This window comes from Spirosoma utsteinense, from assembly GCF_014282275.1.
Classification (GTDB): domain Bacteria; phylum Bacteroidota; class Bacteroidia; order Cytophagales; family Spirosomataceae; genus Spirosoma; species Spirosoma utsteinense.
On sequence record NZ_VFIA01000019.1, the window covers coordinates 57531 to 76748 of the forward strand.

Consider the following 19218-nt stretch of genomic DNA (forward strand, 5'->3'; position numbering starts at 1 on the left):
TGACTTAGTACGGGCGAAAAAGTTTAATTCAGGGTGGTTTGGTTACGCCCTGCCAGTGGTCGTAGACCCTGGTAGTGGCTATATATTGCTGGTAAATAAGCCACTGGCAGGGTCCTAATCACAGTCACTACCAGGGTCCTAAATACAGCCACTACCAGGGTCTACGACCACTGGCAGGGCTGGGCTGGAAAACTACCAGACTTTGGTCAATAAGGCTTCGGCGGGTTTTCCCTGCGGACTGTATTGGTCGCGCTCCCGGTGCCGAACGTCGCTTTCCATAAACCATTTCCAGGCAAAACCGCCCGCAAACCAGGGCTGTGGCCATACGGCTTCCAGTAATGCCGAGTAGGCGTTAGTCTGGGCCGTTTCGTTCGGGCGACAATCGTTGTCTGACTCCCAGGGTCGGCGGGCGGTATGGTCGCAGCTTCGGTAGCCGAATTCAGTGAACAGGATCGGCTTCTGGTACTCGGCACTTATCGCCTGTAATGGCTTTACGTGTTGTTTCCAGCCCTTGACCAGTTGCCGTACGGTGGGTTCCCGATCGTCGGAGAGAGGAAAGTAGGCATCTACGCCCACATAGTCCAACTGCTTCCAGAAGGGAATTTTCTCATACCGATCCCAGTTGGCCGCGTAGGTCAGTTTACCGTGGTAAATCTGTTTTACCTGTCCAATCAGCGATGACCAGAAGGCGGGTCGGGCAATGGCAAAGCGGTCGAGTTCGGTGGTGATGCAGTACAGGTCGACATGCAGCGAGTCGGCAACTTTGGCAAAATACAGTACATACTGCGCATAGTCGTGTTCGAAGGATTTCCAGTCAGCCTCGTTCGAGAATTCCAGGTCGAGGTGCGACCCGCCCTGCATCCAGACATGTGGCTTGAGCATGGTTTTCAAGCCCTGCATGCGGGCCATGCGCACGGTGCCGGCTACCCCTGCCGGTGTTTCGCCCCACCATTGCCCATAATTTCGTTTTTCCTTGGGCCGGTTTTCACTGAAAAAAAAGTGGGGATCACCTTTCTTACAGAACCCATAAGGCACAATAGCGACCCACTCGCCCCCCATTTTACGGACAGGTGCCAGCGCCGTTGAGTCGGGCTGATGAGGAGGTGCGACCAGGTTAACGCCTTTTAGCTTCGAACCGGTAAACTGAAAGGGCGGGGCGGCCTGACAGCCGAGCAACACCAGGATGAGCAGAAGAAAACGAGTCGTCATTTCAGGCAACAAATGGGTTCAGGAGTACAGAATAATGATCATACCTGCCTGTGCGGGTTTTAAATCCAGTTAGCTATGCGTCGCATTGTAAGTAGCCTGTTCGTCGTGCTTGTCATGGTCGGAGCCGTTGCGCCCGAACCCACTGTTCGTTTCAGCCGCTATTTTGTCGCTGCGGAAAGTTACGAATCCGTTGCTGTATTCGATGTCGACCAAAACGACACCCTCGATATTGTGTCGGGCGATTTCTGGTACGAAGGGCCACGTTTTCGCAAACGACACCTGATAGGTAACCAACCTCGGCACGATCAATATTACGATGATTTTTCGACTATTCCGATGGACGTAAACGGCGACGGCCGGCAGGATTTTGTAACGGGCGGCTGGTTTGGCGGAACGCTTCGCTGGCTGGAGAATCCGGGGAAAGACGCCCGCTGGTCTATCCATACGATTGCCAGCGTGGGTAATGTCGAAACCGCGCGGGCCTGGGATGTCGACGGCGACGGGAAGCTCGACGTGGTTCCCAACAATCCCAACCATCCGCTGAAGTACGTAACGCTGAAAAAGCCCGGACCCGATTCGGCGGGCCGGTTTCAGATCGTGACCGTAGCCCCCACCCAGGATCATGGTCTGGGCTTTGGCGATATCAACGGCGACGGACGCGGTGATCTGATCGTGAGCAAGGGCTGGCTCGAAGCACCCGCCGACCGCACGGCTGGTCCATGGACGCTGCATCCGGAGTTTAGCCTGGGTACCGCAAGTGTTCCGATCATTGTTACCGATGTCAACGGCGATCGGCTCAACGACCTGATTGTGGGGCAGGGCCATAGCTACGGACTGCACTGGTATGAGCAAATCCGCGACGGCAGCGGAAAACGCAGCTGGACCAAACACCTCATCGATGACAAAAACTCGCAATACCACTGCCTGGAGTGGGTCGACATTACCGGCGACGGTCGTCCCGAACTCCTGACGGGTAAGCGGTACCGCGCCCACAACGGCAATGACCCCGGCGAAGAAGATCCCGTTGGCTTGTATTACTTCACGTGGAATGCCGGAAAGAAACAGTTCGTTAAACACGACATCGCCTACGGCCCGGCGGGTGTTGGGAAAGGTACCGGCATCTACTTCGCCATTGCCGATCTGCGCAAAACCGGCCGCAGTGATATTGTGGTAGCTGGCAAAGACGGGTTGACGGTGTTCTTTAACGAAGGAAGGAAGTAGCTCGCACAGGTCAAAAACTGTTCTGCTTCACGTGTTCGTGCTTGTGACCCGTCAGCGCAGGCAACTGGATGATTTCACCGGACTGCCAGGAGTTAGCACCGGGTTGTGCAGGCGGAACAGGAATGTCGCTGCGGTTTTTTCGTTTTTCAGCGGTCGATACATTGAAACGCTTATCGCGGTCGGCAAGCTTATCAGGCTTAAGCTGTCCGTCTTTGGTAAAGCCCATCATCAGAGCCGGGTTACCCAGCGGCAGTGTCAGGTCCTGATCTGTATGCCAGGTATGCCAGGTTTTACCGTAGGTCGATACGATGGTTTCCATAAGTTCGTGTTCAGCCGCAATGGGTAAACCCGGTGCAATCAGTTCCCCACTTTTAACTTCGTAAGCATGACTGTGCCAAAGCTTTTTCTCGTCGGGGGGCAGGGTCTTGAATAGTTTTTCAGAGACAATGTACTCGACACCCATGATCTTGGCATCGTTGCCGTTCCCATCGTAAATGACGCACTGGGTCAGGTCTTCGTTGAGCTTCGTACAGTAGTGATGTGCTTCCATCTGACCGTTTATCTGTCCATTGTAAAAATGAAATCCGTTCAGATAGATCTCCAGTCGGTCGACGGGGGTTTTGTCCTGTAGCGCCGTAGCGCCAGCCTCCAGTACGGTGGTCTTCGTCGTCTTTTCGCTGCCCGGCGATTGAACGTTCGATGATGTGTTTTTACCTCCGCAGCCCAGTGCTATCACTACCAGTACCGCCCAGTTACCAATCCGTTTCATGCCGTCATCAGTTGTTGATACGTTGACCAACGGTCTGCTGTGGAGGTTGTTTAGACAAGTTAGGATAGCACCCTTAAACGACAAGAACCGCCCCGAAGAGCGGTTCTTGCGTACCGCGGACTTCAGTCCGCAGTTAATTTTCTGCGGACTGAAGTCCGCATTACCTGTTACGCAGGCAATGACCAGCCTTCGCGGTATTCACGTTTAACGAATTGATTGGCTTCGTCGAGGTTCGTAATTTTCATGTTCTTACCATCCCACATAAGCTTTTTACGACCAGGATAGTTGAACCCTCTGCCGTCGGCTTTGGCAGTCCGGAGGGTGTAACTGCGGATGGCCAGGTTGCCCATCAGGACAGACTCTGTAAGGGGACCCGAAAAGTCGAACGAGGAGGTAAGCGCCTTATGCTCTTTGCTGTTGAATCCAGCCTTACAGGCTTCAGTCCATAGCACCTGGTGACCATTTTCGGGTAAGGGTTTTACCGCTCCACTGTTACCGGGCTTAGGGGCTGCTTCGTATTTCTGACCGTTTTTGGTATAAAGCCGTGGATCGTCGCCATACATGCCGCACACCATCAGCCCTTTATCTCCCTGCATCAATACGCCGTTCTCGCCGTTTTCGGGCATCATTTCGCCTTCCGGCAACATATCGGGGCGGAATGGGCGAAGACCGCCATCTTCCCAGATCATTGTCACCTCCGACTTGTTCTTGCCCGTAGCCGGGAATTTCAGTTCCACCTGAGAGGATGGCGGGCATCCTTCCGGATTGTATTCAGGCGTCCAGTCTTTCAGGAAGACAGAACCGATACTGCTCTCAACTTCTGTTGGGTAACCGAGGCCCAGCACCCGGAAGGGTACATCCATGATGTGGCAACCGATGTCGCCCAGGGCACCGGCACCGAAGTTCCACCAGCCGCGCCATTTGAACGGGTGGTAGGCCGGGGTATACCCCACTTTCTGAGCTGGTCCGAGCCAGAGGTCCCAATCCAGATCGACGGGTGTTTCGCCCGCTGCCTGCGGAACAGGAATGCCCTGTGGCCAAACGGGCCGGTTGGTCCAGAGGTTAATGGTATGGACAGTACCCAACAGGCCTTTGTCGAACCATTCTACCATTTGCTTCTGCTGCGGATTCGATGACCCCTGGTTGCCCATCTGGGTAACGACTTTGTACTTGCGGGCCGCTTCGGTCAGCATCCGGGCTTCGTAGATGTTGTGGGTCAGCGGCTTCTGAACGTATACGTGCTTGCCCCGCTGCATGGCCGCCATGGCTATAATGGCGTGCGTATGGTCGGCCGTTGACACGGTAACCGCATCGATGGATTTACCTTCCTTATCCAGCATTTCACGGAAGTCCTTGTAGCGTTTGGCGTTGGGATGTTTCGTGAAATTTTCCTTGACGCGGGCCAGGCCCCAGTCGACATCGCAAAGAGCCACGATATTGTTGGCCCCGTTGTTGTACGAATTGTTGGTATCACTAAATCCTTTACCGCCAAAGCCAACGCCGGCAATATTGAGTTTATCGCTGGGAGCAATAAATCCTTTTCCACCGAGCACATGGCGCGGAACAATAAAGAATCCTGCCGTAGCCAGCGCGCCAGCCTGGAGAAACTGCCGACGGCTGGTGCCCATGCCCGTTGTTTCTTTTGACGCCAGCGCATCGTCCTGAGTGCCGGAGCTAGGCTGATGGGGCGCTGAATTATCTGCTTGGTTCATGAGAAGTAATAATCAGAGTTTACACCTAAAAGACACCGCGCCGAAAATTTACCCGGCACCCCCCATGTTTTTCCTATTGGCTTTACCTTTGATCCCCCTAAACCATTCTTAATGAAAAAAATAGTCTTTCTGCTGCTGCTAAGTTGCCCGGTGCTGGCTCAGTCTGTTTCTGTTCCAGCCCTTATTCCGGTTCCGCAAACTCTCGAACCGGGTAGAGGTTCCTTTGTCATCACGTCCCAGACCCGCCTGAATATCCTGACACCCGTTCTTGCCGTGCGCCGGATGGTGACAGATAACCTGCCCGGCATCCCCATCAGCGACCGGAACATACCTAAAAGCCGTCCTATCACCGTCCGGCTGGCAGCAGTAGCCGGGGTTGGACCCGAAGGCTATGACCTGACCGTTACGCCAACGGGTATTCTGCTCACGGCTCCCGAAGCGGCCGGCCTATTTTATGGCTTGCAGACACTACGCCAGTTACTGCCGGTAGCCAATAGCCGAACCGGGCAGTTCGTAACCACCACCAAGGGGCAACGAATACCGGCTCTGCACATCCGCGATCAGCCCCGATTTGGCTGGCGGGGGCTGATGCTCGACGTAAGCCGGCACTTCTTCGATAAAGCATTCGTGATGCGCTACATCGACCAGATGGCTCAGTACAAATTCAATGTTTTTCACTGGCACCTGACCGACGACCAGGGATGGCGGATCGAGATAAAAAGCCTGCCCCGTCTAACGCAGATAGGGGCGTTCCGCGTGCCACGGGTAGGGGCGTGGGGCGATATCGAGAACCCGATGCCGGGCGAAGCGTCGTCCTACGGCGGTTACTACACGCAGGATGACATCCGGGAAGTGGTGCGCTACGCAGCCGACCGGCATATAACCGTTGTGCCTGAGATCGATATGCCTGGCCACATGATGGCGGCCATTGCGGCTTACCCGGAGCTGACCTGTGGAAACAAGCCAGTGCTTATCCCGACAAACGGTAAATTTTATAAACTCGAAGATAACAACCTCAATCCCTGCGAAGACAGCACGTTTCTGTTCGTTGATAAGGTACTCACGGAGGTGGCCGCCCTGTTCCCGGGACCGTATATCCACGTAGGGGGCGACGAAGCGTTCAAAGGGTTCTGGGCGCAGTGTGCCGAGTGTAAACCACTGATGGCTGCCAATAATCTTAAAACGGTGGAGGAGTTGCAGAGCTACTTTATCAAGCGCGTGGAGAAGATCGTGCAGGCAAAAGGTAAGAAGCTTATCGGCTGGGACGAAATTCTGGAAGGTGGACTGGCGCCAAACGCGACGGTGATGAGCTGGCGGGGGATGAAAGGAGGAATCGAAGCGGCCCGGCTGGGACACCCCGTTATTATGACCCCGGCGCAGTACTGTTACCTGGACCTCTATCAGGGTGAACCCACGGCTGAACCCAGCACCTATAGCATCTGCCGGTTAACCGATTCGTATTCGTTTGAGCCCGTCCCTGACAGTGTGCGGGCCGATCTTATTCTGGGTGGTCAGGGAAATTTGTGGACCGAGTCGGTGCCGAGTAGCCGCCATGCGGAGTACATGACCTGGCCGCGTGCTTTCGCCCTGGCCGATGTACTTTGGTCGCCCAGAGGGCGCAAGAACTGGCCCGACTTTGTGAACCGCGTCGAAGACCATTTCCGCCGGTTCGATGCCGCCGGTATTAACTACGCCCGGAGTATGTACAATCCTATTGTTGCCGTGAAACGGCCACCACTGGGTTTTTTCGACATCTTTCTAAGCCACGAATTACCCGACGCCTTCCTGTACTATACCACCGATAACACCCTTCCGGATGATCGATCACCCTTGTACACCAAACCATTTCTGATGCCCAAAGGAGCAGGTGTATTAAAAGTAGTTGCCTATCGAAACGGCAAACCCATTGGCCGGATGGTGGAGTTAACCGTAGCTGATTTACAAAAGCGGATGAAGTAAAAGCTAGTTTCCTTACCCCCGGCCCCTCTCCCAAAGGGAGAGGGGTGAAAACCTCCGGATGGAATGCCTGCCGGATGGCCTGCTCCCCTCTCCTTATGGAAGAGGGGCCGGGGGTGAGGGAATTACAAACTACTTCAGAATTGGTTCGAGCGCATCCCGGTTTTCGTTCAGCCAGTCGTGGATGTCGGTGACGATTTCGCGGATGCCTAGCTGAGGCTCCCAACCCGTGCGCTGTGTAACGTTGGTGTTGTCGGTAATGTAAAGACGGATATCAGCCGCCCGATTCTCGGCGACAGACGTGATGGGAATCGTTTTGCCCGTCACGTCCTGACAGATGCTCGTCAGTTCCTGCAAGGAAGCACTGCTTTTAACCCCGCCACCCGCGTTCAGGATTTCGCCGTTCACGGCGTCAAGGTTATGCAGCTCCCAATCAATCAGCCGGTACAGGTCGGCAATGTGGAGCATGTCGCGGGTTTGTTTGCCCGTACCGCCGTATCCAATATAAGCCAGCTTCTGCTCGAAATAGTGCTTGGCAATCCAGAGAACCATAACACCCTGATCGACCTTACCCATCTGCCACGGGCCGGTGATGACCCCACAGCGGTTGATGACCGTTTTTAGGCCATAGAACTCGTTATATTCCTGGATCAGTAATTCCGATGCCAGTTTGGTGGTGCCGTAAAGCGACCGCGCTCCGGTCAGGGGAAAGTCTTCGGCAATACCCCGCGACGACACACCTGGAACGGGCTGATCGTCGGTGAGGACAAACCGCGTATCGGCTTCGGCGAAGTTGAGCGTCTCAATCGTTTTGATCGGGTACACCCGGCTCGTCGACAGGAAGATAAAGTTAGCCTTATGTTTGAGGGCGAAGTTGAGACAATTGACCGTCCCGAACAGGTTTGTGTTGATGAGGTAATCGGGGGTGCCGTCCAGACCAGCCAGAACGCTTGGTTCGGCGGAGGCCTCGATTACCGTATCGACCGCAGGCAAGGCATCAAAATCTTCTTTGCTCCGAATATCGCCATGCAGAAATTCGATGCCCGCGGCTTTCAACCGTGACAGGCTTAACTCCGACCCGCGCCGTTTGAGGTTATCAAGCGCAAAAATCTGGTAAGACGGGTAATTTTTCTTGAGGGAAATGGCCAGCGATGCGCCAACGAATCCGGCTCCGCCGGTAATAAGAATTTTCATAAATTAGAGTAATGCGTAGAGACCGCACCGGGTTGCCGGTCCGCCGGTGCGGTCTCTACGAAGCTATACGTTTGAGTTTAACATTCTCGACCGGCCGGATAACGAGTGGGACTTTTTCAATTTTCACCGAGCTGCTATCCAGACCAAACCAGCGGTCTTCGGGGGTGGTGAAGCTTTTGATCGTGAAATAGATATTCATGATGAACCGTTCGGTGGCGGGCAACTCGTTCTCGAACGACAGGAATTTCTCCAGCACGACAAACCGGAAGTCGCCAATCACGTTCTGGCGGCTAAGCGATTCATAGCGGCTCGTGATATCCACTTCTTTATTTTTTACCATATCCTCGATCACCTTACGAAAGAACAGGTTGATGCGCTGCTCCACCCGGAAACCAAGACGGAAGGTTACTTTGTAGGCATCGTCCGGAGCGATGGTATTCACTTTGTACTCCATTGTATAAGGATCGTCGGTCGTGTCGACGTGAACGAACCAATAGATATCCGCCCGTTTGGGCCGTTTCTGAAAAATGGAGTAAATAATCTTCGACTCTATCTCCGACTGACGGGCCGCATTGCTCATGAACACCAGGTGGGTCGCATACTTGGGGATGCTGATGTCGCGGCTAAGTTCTTTGATCGACTGTGTGTACTGGTCGATACGAACGTATTCGGTCAGGCGGAGTTTAATTTTAAAGGCCTGCAGCCAGATGATCATGACGCTGGCCATGACACCCGCAATAAGCACCGATACCCAGCCTCCAACCGGGAATTTGACAAGGTTAGCAACCAGAAAACAGCTTTCCAGGCTGAGGTAGAAAACCAGGAAGAAGATGACCAGCCAGGCATTGTATTTATGCGAGTACATGTAATAACTGAACAGAATCGTACTCATCATCATGGTCAGCGTAATAGCCAGACCATAGGCGGCTTCCATGCGCGTCGATTCCTGAAAATACAGCACTACGGCAATACAGCCGCTATACAGTAACCAGTTTATACTGGGTACGTATAGCTGTCCTTTCTGAACACTTGGGTAACGCAGTCGTACTTTCGGCCAGAAGTTAAGCCGGATAGCTTCGCTGATGAGCGTAAACGCACCACTCAGCATGGCCTGGCTGGCAATGACCGTAGCCGCTGTGGCGATACCGATACCAATGATCAGGAACCACTCTGGCATGAGTTCATAGAACGGGTTACGTTCGCCGAGTGGCTGGCCTGCCAGTGACTCTACGAAGGCACCCTGCCCGAGATAATTCAGCAGGAGACATGATTTAACGTATATCCAGCTCATCCGAATATTGGCACGGCCACAGTGGCCCATGTCGGAGTAGAGCGCTTCGGCACCAGTCGTTGACAGGAATACCGCGCCAAGCAGCCAGAAGGCACCCGGATATTCGGTTAGAAAGCGATAGGCATACACAGGGCTGACCGAACTCAGAATGCTCAGATCGTCGGCGATGTTGATAATTCCCAGAACCCCCAGCATGGTGAACCAAACGAGCATGATAGGGCCAAAAGCGGTACCGACAACGCCTGTGCCGAACGACTGAATCAGGAACAGGAGCGACAGGATGGCAATAACGATCGGGATAATTTCAATGTTCGGATACAAAATCCGAAGTCCTTCGACCGCCGACGAGACGGAGATAGGCGGAGTTATGATACTATCAGCCAGCAGGGCACTCCCCCCAATAATAGCGGGGATCGTTAACCACCGGGCATGCCGCCGGACCAGTGCATACAAGGCAAAAATGCCACCTTCGCCCCGGTTGTCGGCTCGTAGTATAAGTATCACATACTTGATGGTCGTTTGAAGGGTGATTGTCCAGAAGATACAGGAAAGGGCTCCACGTACCATTTCGGGCTGTATGGGCCTTGTCTGGCCGATAATGGCCTTTAGCACATACAGGGGCGACGTACCAATATCGCCGTAGATGATGCCCATCGCCACCAGTAAGCCGGCGGCTGTTACGGTGTCTGAATGCTTCTTATCTTCCATATAACAGGCTTGCGCCTAGTCGCTCCAAGAACGGTATAAAACGGCGCAAAGATAATCTTTGTTTATATTGATTAACGTGGCGTTCCGGGAAAGTTACCCTTTTGTTAGGCCGGTCAAAAATCAATTGCCAGACCAGTACGTAACTTTACGAACAGATTATCTTTTTCTATGAAGTTTGGGCGTTTATTTGTGCCCAATTCTATCAACATGTTCGACCAACGTTCTCCGACGGCTGTTCTGCTGTTTTCGTTGCCTACTACGCTCGCTGCGGCCCGTAAGGGACTGGCCGGGCCACAGGCAGATCGAAACCGCGCCTTCTGGGGAACGCTGCATCAGCTAACGACGGCTAAAGTCAACGCGGCTGGTCTGCCCTGCATTCGCTCGGGCAGTGTTGTGCCTGCTCCCGATTATTCGGCTTCCTTTGGTGAACAGCTACAAACGGCGGTGTCGGCAACGCTGGCGCTGGGCTACGAGCATGTCCTCGTCATTGGGAACGACTGCCCCGACCTGCGCGTCAACGATCTGCGCGCTGCCGCCAATGCACTGCTTCAGGGACAGCTGCCCGTTGGATACGACCAGCGTGGAGGTGTTTTTTTGTTCGCGCTGGACCGGCGTTTTTTGTCGGTCGGGTCAACGCCGGAAACGGCTTTGTTCCAAACGCTTCCCTGGCAGACGAGCCAGCTCGGTCTGGCTTTAACGCAGTACCTGGATCTTACTTTCGGGCAGGTCGTAAGTCTGTCGGCCGTTCGGGCTGACTGGAATGAGCAGGTCGATATCCGGTCGGGTAACTGGCTGCTGGGCGCTTTTGCCGGCCTGGCCCACCGCGTGTGGAGCCTGGTTAGCCGATCCTTTCGCCGGTTCACGACGCCCGAATTTCAGTTAAATCTCGCTCCTGTACGTACCGTCTGTCTGCGTGCCCCACCGGTTGCCGGCTGAGCAACCTTCTCTGTATCCTCACGTACTGATCGGGTCGAGGCCATTCCGGGCGAATGGCCTATCGATAGCCCTGCGCGAAAGCCGGGCTTCAACCAGTTAGTTACGTTTCATTCATTCCCAGGTGCCTACTCTATTTCATGAGGAAACTTTTTATGCTTTGGCTCCTTGCGAGTCTTTCCGTGCGGGCGTTTGCCCAAACGGCCGATCTTGACGTAACCGTTCGCGAACTGACCCGCCAGCAAGCCGCCGTTGGACAAACTATTTATTTGGAAAACCCCTCCATTGGCTTTTCGCAGTCGGCCCGGACAGATGCCAATGGGAAAGTGTTGTTTCGGTCGCTTTCCCTAAACGGCACGTATCGCCTGTACACCAAGGAAAACGACACATACCTGGAAAGCTCAGCCGAAAATATCGATCTGCGGGCCAACTTCAGGCGGGGAGTTACGCTGCTATTACCCACCAAGCGGGAAATTAACCTTACCGAAGTGAAGGTCAGCACGAGTGCGTCGCGCATTAACACGACTAACGCGGAAGTATCGTCGGAACTGACGAGCAAACAGGTGGAGGAGCTACCCGTAGAGGGGCGCGACATTACACGGGTGCTCTATCGCCTGCCCAACGTGAGTCAGGCAACGGGCTTTTTCGCCGAAGCACCAAACGTGAGCATCAACGGGGCTAATGCCTTGTTCAATAATTACCTGATCGATGGTATGGACAACAACGAGCGGTTCCTGGGTGGGCAGAAATTTGCCATTCCCGTTGGTTTCGTTCGCAACGTATCGGTGCTGACCAACAACTACTCGGTCGAGTTTGGTAATACGGGCAACGGGATCGTCAACATCACCAGCAAGTCGGGCAGCAACCAAACAACGGGCGAAGTATTCCTGCTGTCGCGGCCCGGTGCGGTCATCGATGCCCAGACGAGCTATCCCCTGCGCGACCTGTCGGGTAATCAGGTAAAAGATGGCTTTGCGCGCTATCAGGGCGGTTTTGGTATCGGTGGGGCACTGGTTAAAAATAAAACGTTCTATTACCTGAACGTAGAACATACGACCGATGTAAAGGATAACCTCCTAACGTCTCCGCAGCTGGGTGTGAACGAAACCGTACGCGGCACGAACCGCTTTACGTACATTTCGGGCAAGATCGATCAGTTCTGGACCGACCGGTTCAAATCGTCACTGCGCGTAAACGTGGGGCAGGTGGCCGTTGGCCGGCAGGCGGGCGGTCTTACAGGCGGCACCACGTTCCCGTCGGCGGCCAACGCGCAGGATCGCAATTCGGTCCTGATTGCATCGCGCAATACGTACACAACAGACCGCTTTGCTTCGGAAACCAATGTTCAGTACAGCAGCTTCCGCTGGAACTACGCCCGGGCCGAAAATCCCGACAGTCCCGATGTTACCGTCCGGGACCCAAGCGGGCAGGGCATTGCCTATATCGGTCATCCCGGCTACCTCTTCGACTCGCATGAGAACACGGTGCAGGTACAGCAGAAGTTTTCTTTTTACCGGGGTAACCACACATTCCGGGCGGGAGCGGAGGTGATATCGGCGCGGCACCGGCTCTTCGGCGGTGGCAACCCCAACGGGAGCTATACCGTACAACTCAACGCCGGCCAACTGGCTTCGCTGCGGGAGCGGGGGGTAGGCGCAGCCATCAGCCCGGTCGACCTGCCGGCCGATGCGCAGGTTGTCGGCTATGCTGTCGAACTGCGCCCGGCCTCGTTCGGAACGACGCAGAATATTTTCACGGCTTACGTCGAAGATCAGATTTCGGCTGGACCGCGCCTGAACCTGACGCTTGGGGTTCGGTACGATTATGATAACCTCAGCAAAGGCGGAGCGGCTTCGGGAGATTTTAACAACGTTGCGCCCCGCGCCAGCGTCAACTACAAACTCACCGGCCGGGCGGCTTTGCGGGGTGGGGTAGGTATCTTCTACGACAAGATACTCTACTCGGTTTATAGCGATGCGCTGGCTCAGAACAACACGGGAACGGACTTCAAACGCCAGTTGCAGTACTTCGTCGAGACGGGTGCGTTGCCCGCCACCACGAACATCGACCGTGTCACCTTCAACGGGAATCAATCGGTTGGAAGCACCAATAACGCGGGGGTGCCGATTCGCTATTTGCAGGGGCCATCGGCCGAAACCTTTGCCGGACAACGGAACCTGTTCAGTAGCGAACGCCGGATTCTGAACCCAAACGGTTACGCTAACCCGTACACGTTCCAGTCGACGGTGGGTTACCAGTATCAGGTAAGCGACAAGATGCTGTTTTATGCCGATGTGGTTTACAATGAATCCTACAATCTGTTTCGCACGACCAACCTGAACGCCCCCGCTGCCTGGGATTATGCCCTGAGCGCTGAACGGGGTATTGCCCGATCGACGGACGCGGCTAACCTGACACGTCCCTTACCGATTGTGAACGGCGCTGGCGTCATCGGCGGGCAAACGCTGACGGGCGTGGCCCAAAGCGTGGTGATGACTGAAGATAAGGGCTGGTCGCGCTATACGGCCCTGAGTGTAAATCTGCAAAAAGACCGGGCCAGCGACGTGTATGCTTACCGACTGATCTACACATTGTCCCGGCTCTACAACGATACCGAGGATATCAACTTCCGGGCCATGGATGCCAATAACTTCGCAGCCGAATGGGGGCCATCGGTCAACGACCGGCGGCACATCATCAACGGTATTTTCAATTACTACATTGGCCAGCGGCTAACCGCGACGGTGGCGGCACTGCTCCAGAGTGGGCAACCTATCAACCGCATACCAAACGGCGCTAACTACGTCGTGGTCAATCAGAACCTGAACCCCGTACTGAACGGCAACGGTCAGCGAATCACCTCCGCCGATCTCAATGGCGACGGGACAGCCTTCGGCGATGCGTATAATGGCAGTACCGATCGTCAGCCGGGCGAAAGCCGTAACGCCGACCGGCTACCCTGGTCTAAAGTGGTTGACCTGAGTGTTCAGTACAACCTGCCGATCGGGAACGAATCGCGCCGTTTTGAAATTCGGGCCGATGTGTTCAATTTGCTTAATACCAACAATTTGAGTGGTTATTCGAACAATGCTACGCAAAGCAACCAGATCCAGGTTGGGCAAGCGGGCACTGGCATCGTACAACGTAATGCGGCTCCCCCACGACAGTTTCAGTTTGGGGTGCGGTACCTGTTTTGAGTTAAGGCAGTGGCGAACTATAGGTGGTCAGAAGCATCTGAACGGCGCTGATTATCGTACTTATAGATGGCAACCTTCCTTTCTAAACGTTTTACTTTAATTAGTAATTAGGCGTGTTTAGCAGACGGCTCGTTCTCTGAGCGAGCCGTCTCTTAGTTTATATTGACCCTGTATGCACACATATAGACGACTGCTCACCAATTTATTTCTCCTTTTCCTGACGGCCTGTTCATCCGCTGAGCAGCGCGATCCGGCCACCGTTCTGAGTCAGTCGTGGGCACAGATCGAAGCGCGGGGCCGCAATCAGCCGGTCACGCTGATGATGTGGCTCGGCGATCCGTTCATCAACGACTACATGAATAAATACGTCAAGCCGGAGGTAAAAAAGCGGTATGGTATCGATCTGCAAACAGCGGCCGGGCAGGGTACTCAGGTCGTGCAGACGCTCGTAGCCGAACGGGAGGCCGGTCAGCCAAGCCAGATCGATATGGCCTGGATCAATGGTGAAACGTTTTACCAGCTTCGCCAGATCGACGGACTGCTCGGGCCAATAACCGACAAGATGCCCAACGCCAAATTGATCGACTTCACCAATCCCTACATCGGTACGGATTTTCAACAACCTGTGGCGGGTATGGAAGCGCCCTGGGGAAATGTACAGTTAGCCATTATCTACGACGGGAAGACCGTTCCAAACCCGCCCCGTTCCTTTGCCGAACTACCGGCCTATGTAAAAGCACATCCCGGCCAGTTGACCATCCCAAACGAATTTACGGGTATGACACTGCTGAAATCATGGATGATCGCGCTCGCTGGCAATCCCAAACTGTTTCAGGGTAAATTCCGGGAGGAGGTGTACCTCAAGTGGTCAACGGAATTGTGGAAGCAGGTCAATGCCATCAAACCCTATTTCTGGAAACAGGGGACGACCTTCCCGGAACAGCTGGCTACGCTCCACCAACTGTTTGCCAATGGGGAGGTGGCCTTCACTTTTTCTGATAACGACGCCGAAGTGGACAACAAGGTGAATCTGGGCTTTTTCCCGAAAACAGCCCGCGCCTATGTTCCCGCACCCGGTACGATCCGAAACTCCCACTACCTGGGTATCGTCAAAGGGGCGCAGCACCCGGAAGCGGCCATGCTGGTTGTTAATTTCCTGATGTCGCCCGAAGCGCAATTAAAGAAGATGGACCCGAACATATGGGGGGATCATACCGTGCTGGATCTTAGCCGATTAACCGCTGGGGATCGATCCAAATTCGAAAATCTACCCACGCGACGGTACGCACCGAAACGCGCCGAAATTCAGCATCTGGCGTTTCAGGAGCCCGCCCCGGAATACATGACGCGGTTATTCAAGGATTTTCGGACGTTTGTGATCGAAGCGAAGTAGCCCTGCCAGTGGGCAACGCCCCTGGTAGTGGCTGTAAGCTGGCGATACGTCTATCAAGAAATGACCCCTACCAATGGCGTTGCGGACTATTGGCTGAATAAAGACTGAAACCACTACCAGGGGCGTTGCCCACTGGCAGGGTTGATCGACTCCCATGAACAGAGTTATTTTATCTTTTTACGCCCTGCTTATCGCTGGCCTGCCGCTAGCGGGTCTGATCAATGCACTGGGGTACAGTGTGGGAATTGGCGGTCCGTTGGCAACGGGTTTTACGACGCAGTACTGGCAACAGCTATCTACAGAAACGTCCTTACTGGTGTCGCTGGCATTTAGTCTGTATGTAGCCATCTCGTCGGTGGGACTGGCCCTGCTGATTGCGCTGGCCCTGGTACTGAACCGGCAGCGCATGCTCCGGCGCTGGCCATTCCCGGCGCTGTTGTATGTGCCCCTGCTGTTTCCGTCGCTCGTAGTGGCGTTTTATCTGTTTCAGTTGCTAAGTGGATCCGGTTGGATCTCCCGGATGGTGGTTGCCCTTGGCCTGACCCAGACACCGGCTGATTTCCCGAATTTGATTCAGGACGGGGCCGGACTGGGAATCATCAGCGCGCAGGTGGTGATGGCCTTTCCGCTCTTCACCCTGTTGTTCGACGGCCTTTATACCGATGCCCGTCTGGACGAGCTACGGAGCCTTACCCGAACGCTGGGGGCGTCGGAGGGGCAGTTCAACCGGAAAGTGGCCGCGCCAATTCTGCTGCGCCGGGCTGCGCCAACGCTGGTGCTGTATGCCATTGCCGTACTGGGCGCTTATGACGTTCCGCTGTTACTGGGCCGCAACTACCCGCAAATGTTATCGGTATTTATCACGGCCCGTCTCCAGCGGTTCGACCTGGCCGATCTGCCCATGGGTTACCTGATCGGCTTTCTGCTGACGGTTGGGCTCATGATCGTGATTTACCGAACAACCCGATGGACCCAACGGCATGCGCTCTAACCCCGTCCTGACCAGTATCCTTATCGGTCTGTTCGGCCTGCCACTGGTACTGCTGGCCTTGCTCGCTACGGGGCAGTACTGGCGTTTTCCGGACGTGCTTCCACCAGGCTACTCCCTCGATGCGCTGGCGCGGGTGATTTCTGCCGAAAGCGATCTGGGAGCCGGGCTGCTGCTGAGCCTGGGTATCGCTACCGTCGTTTCGGTACTATCCACGGGGCTGGGTTTTGTGTTTTCCCGTGCCGTAGCCCGTACCAGACACCCCGACCGCTGGGTGACGCTGAGTTACCTGCCCTATGCGCTGCCACCTGTGCTGCTGGCCATAGTCATCCAGCCATTCATTATCCGGCTACACCTGTCGGGTACGGTGATGGGTGTAGGACTGGGATTGCTGATGATAACGCTGCCCTTTTGCACGCTGTTCTTTCGATCTTTTTGGGGGAATCAGGCTAGTCAGTACGAGCAGGTAAGCCGGACGCTGGGGTGTACACCTACGCAGGCGCTCTGGCGGGTGCTGCTGCCGCTGGCCCGCCCATTGCTGGTAACGTGCCTGTTTCAAACGTTTCTGATCGCCTGGTTCGACTTTGGCCTGACCAATTACCTCAGCGTCGGTAAAGTCCGGACGCTGACGGTGCAGGTGTTTCTGCTTGTGGGCGAAGCCAACAGTCGGCTGGCCGCCGTGGCGTCGCTCCTGCTGTTGCTGCCACCGTCGCTGCTGCTCTGGCTGAACCAGCGGGCCATTGCCCGGCGGGTGATCTAGCTGCTTTACAACGCCCAGATTCGGATGGCGAGCCATCCATTGGCGATCATAAACCCGGTCAGGTAGCCGCCCGCCAGCAGAATCACGATCAAATAGCTTTTCAACGCCCGGTTAGTGAGTTGGCGCCACTGCAACACCAGCAGTACGAGAGCCGCCAGGAGGCAAATCGGGAATAGCAGCGTACCGATGAAGACGAGCCAGGAGTCGAACAACATGCTCGTTCCCTGGATAATGTGCTGGTCGAGACCCGACAGCCCAATGATAACGGCAACTGCCAGCATCGCAAAGCCAAGGGCGGGCAGCAGCCGTAGCCAGGCCGTAGGTCGCCGGATCTTTCCCAGGAGCAGACCTGCCAGCCAGACCGCCCCTGTTATGAGGGAACTCGCCATGATGAGTACACTGATGAGTAACAGAACGAGCGGTGCCCAGGCCTCCAGTGCCGATATCTGCCTGAAATAAAGACCACTTTCCATAATGGCCCTATGGCCGTCGGAGTCGGTGACGAATGCGCCGGTCGGTTGGTTACTCCAGGCCATCCGGAAGGTGGTTGGCCCGGTCGGCTGTAATTGTATCGATGGGCCAAGCAGGAGCGTTTCGGTGAGCGTGTTGCCTGCTTTCTGCAATCGGAACCGGACCCGTAACTGCTCAATAATCCCGGTAATTCGGTTTTGCGGACTGTCGAACCGGTAATACCCCAGAAATGGCTCGACGGCGTTGGCCTCCAATGGATATAGAACTGGTTTATCGGGCGTAGCTGATTGCGTCAGAAAGTGTCGTATGATGGTTTCAACGGGACCAATATCCTGATGCGTAGTAAAGGCATAGGCATAACCAACTCCCAACTCACGATTGTAGCCCATGGAGGAAACAAAAGCGCCAATGCTTCCTTTGTGCCCATGAAACACAAAACCGTCGGGTCCGCCTGTGGCTTCGTTGCCTAGTCCGTAGCCCACCTTTACTCCTGCGCGGGCGGCTAACGTAGTGTGCGGAATTTCCGTTTCGTCGAGTACCTTACGCGACAGGTAGGACCGACCCGCCGGGGTTTTCCATCCGTTCAGGTACAACCGTAAACAGGCTGCCATATCGGACGCGCTGGCGTTGAGCGAGCCATTTCCTCCCTGATAAAGCGGCAGAAACGGCACGGGCTGGTAATGATCATTCTGCCAGAAATAGCCCTGAGCGTATCGCCTGGAAGCATCCGGCCGAAGTTGTACAGTGGCATTCGGCATACCCATGGGCCGGAATACGGCTTCGGTCATGTACTGTTCCCATGGCTTTCCCGACAGTTTTTCGATCAGGTAAGCAGCCACATTGTAGCCGGTGTTTACGTAGGAGTGCCGTTCGCCGGGTTTCCAGCGGGAATGCAGCGAGGGAGCGAAGAATTGTACCGCTTCCAGACCCCGCAGATCGGTTGAACCGAAATTTTGCGCCTTGTTGGGTGTCTTGTCACTGAAACCAGCGGTGTGTTCGAGCAAATGAATGACGCGTACCGGGTGGGTCGACTCCCAGGGATTGTCGATGGGCAGTTCGGGGGCTAGTGACCGGACTGGATCGTCAAGTTTTAGTTTTCCCGCCTGCACCAGGTTCAGGATACCGAGGGCCGTGAACAGCTTTGTGATCGAGCCCATGCGGAACAGGTGGTTGTCATCGACAGGACGTTTCCGACCAACATCGGCATAGCCCAGTCCCCCGGCATACAGCACCGAATCGCGGGTGGTCAGTACGAGCATCATACCTGGTATATGCTGCTGGTGCATGACTTGCCGGAGGGTATCTTTCAGTTGGGCCAGCGTCTGAACAGGAGGGCGCAATGACTGGGCCGGGGCCGGTAAAAAAAGGCATAGCCATAGCATACCGGCCCATAAGCCCGTTGGTAAACGATTCATA

13 protein-coding genes are annotated in these 19218 nt (G+C 55.0%); 7 read left to right on the forward strand and 6 right to left on the reverse strand.

Features of this window, described 5'->3' with window-relative positions:
• Nucleotides 1-192: 192 nt before the first annotated feature.
• A complete protein-coding gene (locus tag FH603_RS15975) occupies nt 193-1209 on the reverse strand; it encodes a glycoside hydrolase family 113 (RefSeq protein WP_186738539.1) in 1017 nt (338 codons plus the stop codon).
• Between the two features lie 75 nt (nt 1210-1284).
• On the opposite strand from FH603_RS15975, the gene FH603_RS15980 reads away from it, so the two are divergent.
• On the forward strand, nt 1285-2430 hold the full coding sequence (locus tag FH603_RS15980) for an FG-GAP repeat domain-containing protein (RefSeq protein ID WP_186738540.1): 1146 nt from the start codon (nt 1285-1287) through the stop codon (nt 2428-2430).
• 10 nt (nt 2431-2440) lie between these two features.
• On the opposite strand, the gene FH603_RS15985 is transcribed toward FH603_RS15980, so the two are convergent.
• Both FH603_RS15985 and FH603_RS15990 read right to left on the reverse strand, forming a co-directional pair.
• Nucleotides 2441-3199: an OBAP family protein gene (locus FH603_RS15985; protein ID WP_186738541.1), complete on the reverse strand. Its 759-nt coding sequence runs from the start codon at nt 3197-3199 to the stop codon at nt 2441-2443.
• Between the two features lie 167 nt (nt 3200-3366).
• A complete protein-coding gene (locus tag FH603_RS15990) occupies nt 3367-4911 on the reverse strand; it encodes a Gfo/Idh/MocA family protein (protein WP_186738542.1) in 1545 nt (514 codons plus the stop codon).
• A 111-nt stretch (nt 4912-5022) separates the two neighbouring features.
• On the opposite strand from FH603_RS15990, the gene FH603_RS15995 reads away from it, so the two are divergent.
• Nucleotides 5023-6870, forward strand: coding sequence for a beta-N-acetylhexosaminidase (locus FH603_RS15995; RefSeq protein WP_186738543.1), 1848 nt, complete (start codon nt 5023-5025; stop codon nt 6868-6870).
• A gap of 129 nt (nt 6871-6999) precedes the next feature.
• Here the strand turns inward: FH603_RS15995 and FH603_RS16000 are convergent, their stop codons facing one another.
• Together FH603_RS16000 and FH603_RS16005 are read right to left on the reverse strand one after the other, a co-directional pair.
• Entirely contained in the window at nt 7000-8061 is a 1062-nt protein-coding gene (locus FH603_RS16000) for an NAD-dependent epimerase/dehydratase family protein (protein ID WP_186738544.1), read from the reverse strand.
• A gap of 55 nt (nt 8062-8116) precedes the next feature.
• Nucleotides 8117-10060, reverse strand: a complete 1944-nt coding sequence (locus tag FH603_RS16005; RefSeq protein ID WP_186738545.1) for a KUP/HAK/KT family potassium transporter — start codon at nt 10058-10060, stop codon at nt 8117-8119.
• A gap of 207 nt (nt 10061-10267) precedes the next feature.
• Between FH603_RS16005 and FH603_RS16010 the strand changes: the two genes are divergently transcribed.
• From FH603_RS16010 to FH603_RS16030, 5 genes are all read left to right on the forward strand, one after another.
• Complete coding sequence (locus FH603_RS16010) at nt 10268-10996, forward strand: DUF2064 domain-containing protein (protein WP_186738546.1); 729 nt, start codon at nt 10268-10270, stop codon at nt 10994-10996.
• 152 nt (nt 10997-11148) lie between these two features.
• The gene (locus tag FH603_RS16015) at nt 11149-14190 is read left to right on the forward strand and encodes a TonB-dependent receptor plug domain-containing protein (protein ID WP_235985262.1); all 3042 of its coding nucleotides are present in this window, start codon (nt 11149-11151) and stop codon (nt 14188-14190) included.
• A 172-nt stretch (nt 14191-14362) separates the two neighbouring features.
• Nucleotides 14363-15583, forward strand: coding sequence for an ABC transporter substrate-binding protein (locus FH603_RS16020; RefSeq protein WP_186738548.1), 1221 nt, complete (start codon nt 14363-14365; stop codon nt 15581-15583).
• Nucleotides 15584-15737: 154 nt separating this feature from the next.
• Nucleotides 15738-16574: an ABC transporter permease subunit gene (locus FH603_RS16025; RefSeq protein WP_186738549.1), complete on the forward strand. Its 837-nt coding sequence runs from the start codon at nt 15738-15740 to the stop codon at nt 16572-16574.
• Nucleotides 16564-17331 (forward strand): ABC transporter permease, encoded by a 768-nt coding sequence (locus FH603_RS16030; RefSeq protein ID WP_186738550.1) that lies wholly within the window; start codon nt 16564-16566, stop codon nt 17329-17331. The genes FH603_RS16025 and FH603_RS16030 overlap by 11 nt, the downstream gene beginning before the upstream one ends.
• A gap of 5 nt (nt 17332-17336) precedes the next feature.
• Here FH603_RS16030 and FH603_RS16035 read toward each other — a convergent pair whose 3' ends face one another.
• Nucleotides 17337-19217 (reverse strand): serine hydrolase domain-containing protein, encoded by a 1881-nt coding sequence (locus FH603_RS16035; RefSeq protein WP_186738551.1) that lies wholly within the window; start codon nt 19215-19217, stop codon nt 17337-17339.
• Nucleotide 19218: the final 1 nt, after the last annotated feature.

Coding starts and splice junctions, on each gene's coding strand:
- FH603_RS15975 (WP_186738539.1), bottom strand. CDS start 1,209: ATGACGACTCGTTTTCTTCTGCTCATCCTGGTGTTGCTCGGCTGTCAG.
- FH603_RS15980 (WP_186738540.1), top strand. CDS start 1,285: ATGCGTCGCATTGTAAGTAGCCTGTTCGTCGTGCTTGTCATGGTCGGA.
- FH603_RS15985 (WP_186738541.1), bottom strand. CDS start 3,199: ATGAAACGGATTGGTAACTGGGCGGTACTGGTAGTGATAGCACTGGGC.
- FH603_RS15990 (WP_186738542.1), bottom strand. CDS start 4,911: ATGAACCAAGCAGATAATTCAGCGCCCCATCAGCCTAGCTCCGGCACT.
- FH603_RS15995 (WP_186738543.1), top strand. CDS start 5,023: ATGAAAAAAATAGTCTTTCTGCTGCTGCTAAGTTGCCCGGTGCTGGCT.
- FH603_RS16000 (WP_186738544.1), bottom strand. CDS start 8,061: ATGAAAATTCTTATTACCGGCGGAGCCGGATTCGTTGGCGCATCGCTG.
- FH603_RS16005 (WP_186738545.1), bottom strand. CDS start 10,060: ATGGAAGATAAGAAGCATTCAGACACCGTAACAGCCGCCGGCTTACTG.
- FH603_RS16010 (WP_186738546.1), top strand. CDS start 10,268: ATGTTCGACCAACGTTCTCCGACGGCTGTTCTGCTGTTTTCGTTGCCT.
- FH603_RS16015 (WP_235985262.1), top strand. CDS start 11,149: ATGCTTTGGCTCCTTGCGAGTCTTTCCGTGCGGGCGTTTGCCCAAACG.
- FH603_RS16020 (WP_186738548.1), top strand. CDS start 14,363: ATGCACACATATAGACGACTGCTCACCAATTTATTTCTCCTTTTCCTG.
- FH603_RS16025 (WP_186738549.1), top strand. CDS start 15,738: ATGAACAGAGTTATTTTATCTTTTTACGCCCTGCTTATCGCTGGCCTG.
- FH603_RS16030 (WP_186738550.1), top strand. CDS start 16,564: ATGCGCTCTAACCCCGTCCTGACCAGTATCCTTATCGGTCTGTTCGGC.
- FH603_RS16035 (WP_186738551.1), bottom strand. CDS start 19,217: ATGAATCGTTTACCAACGGGCTTATGGGCCGGTATGCTATGGCTATGC.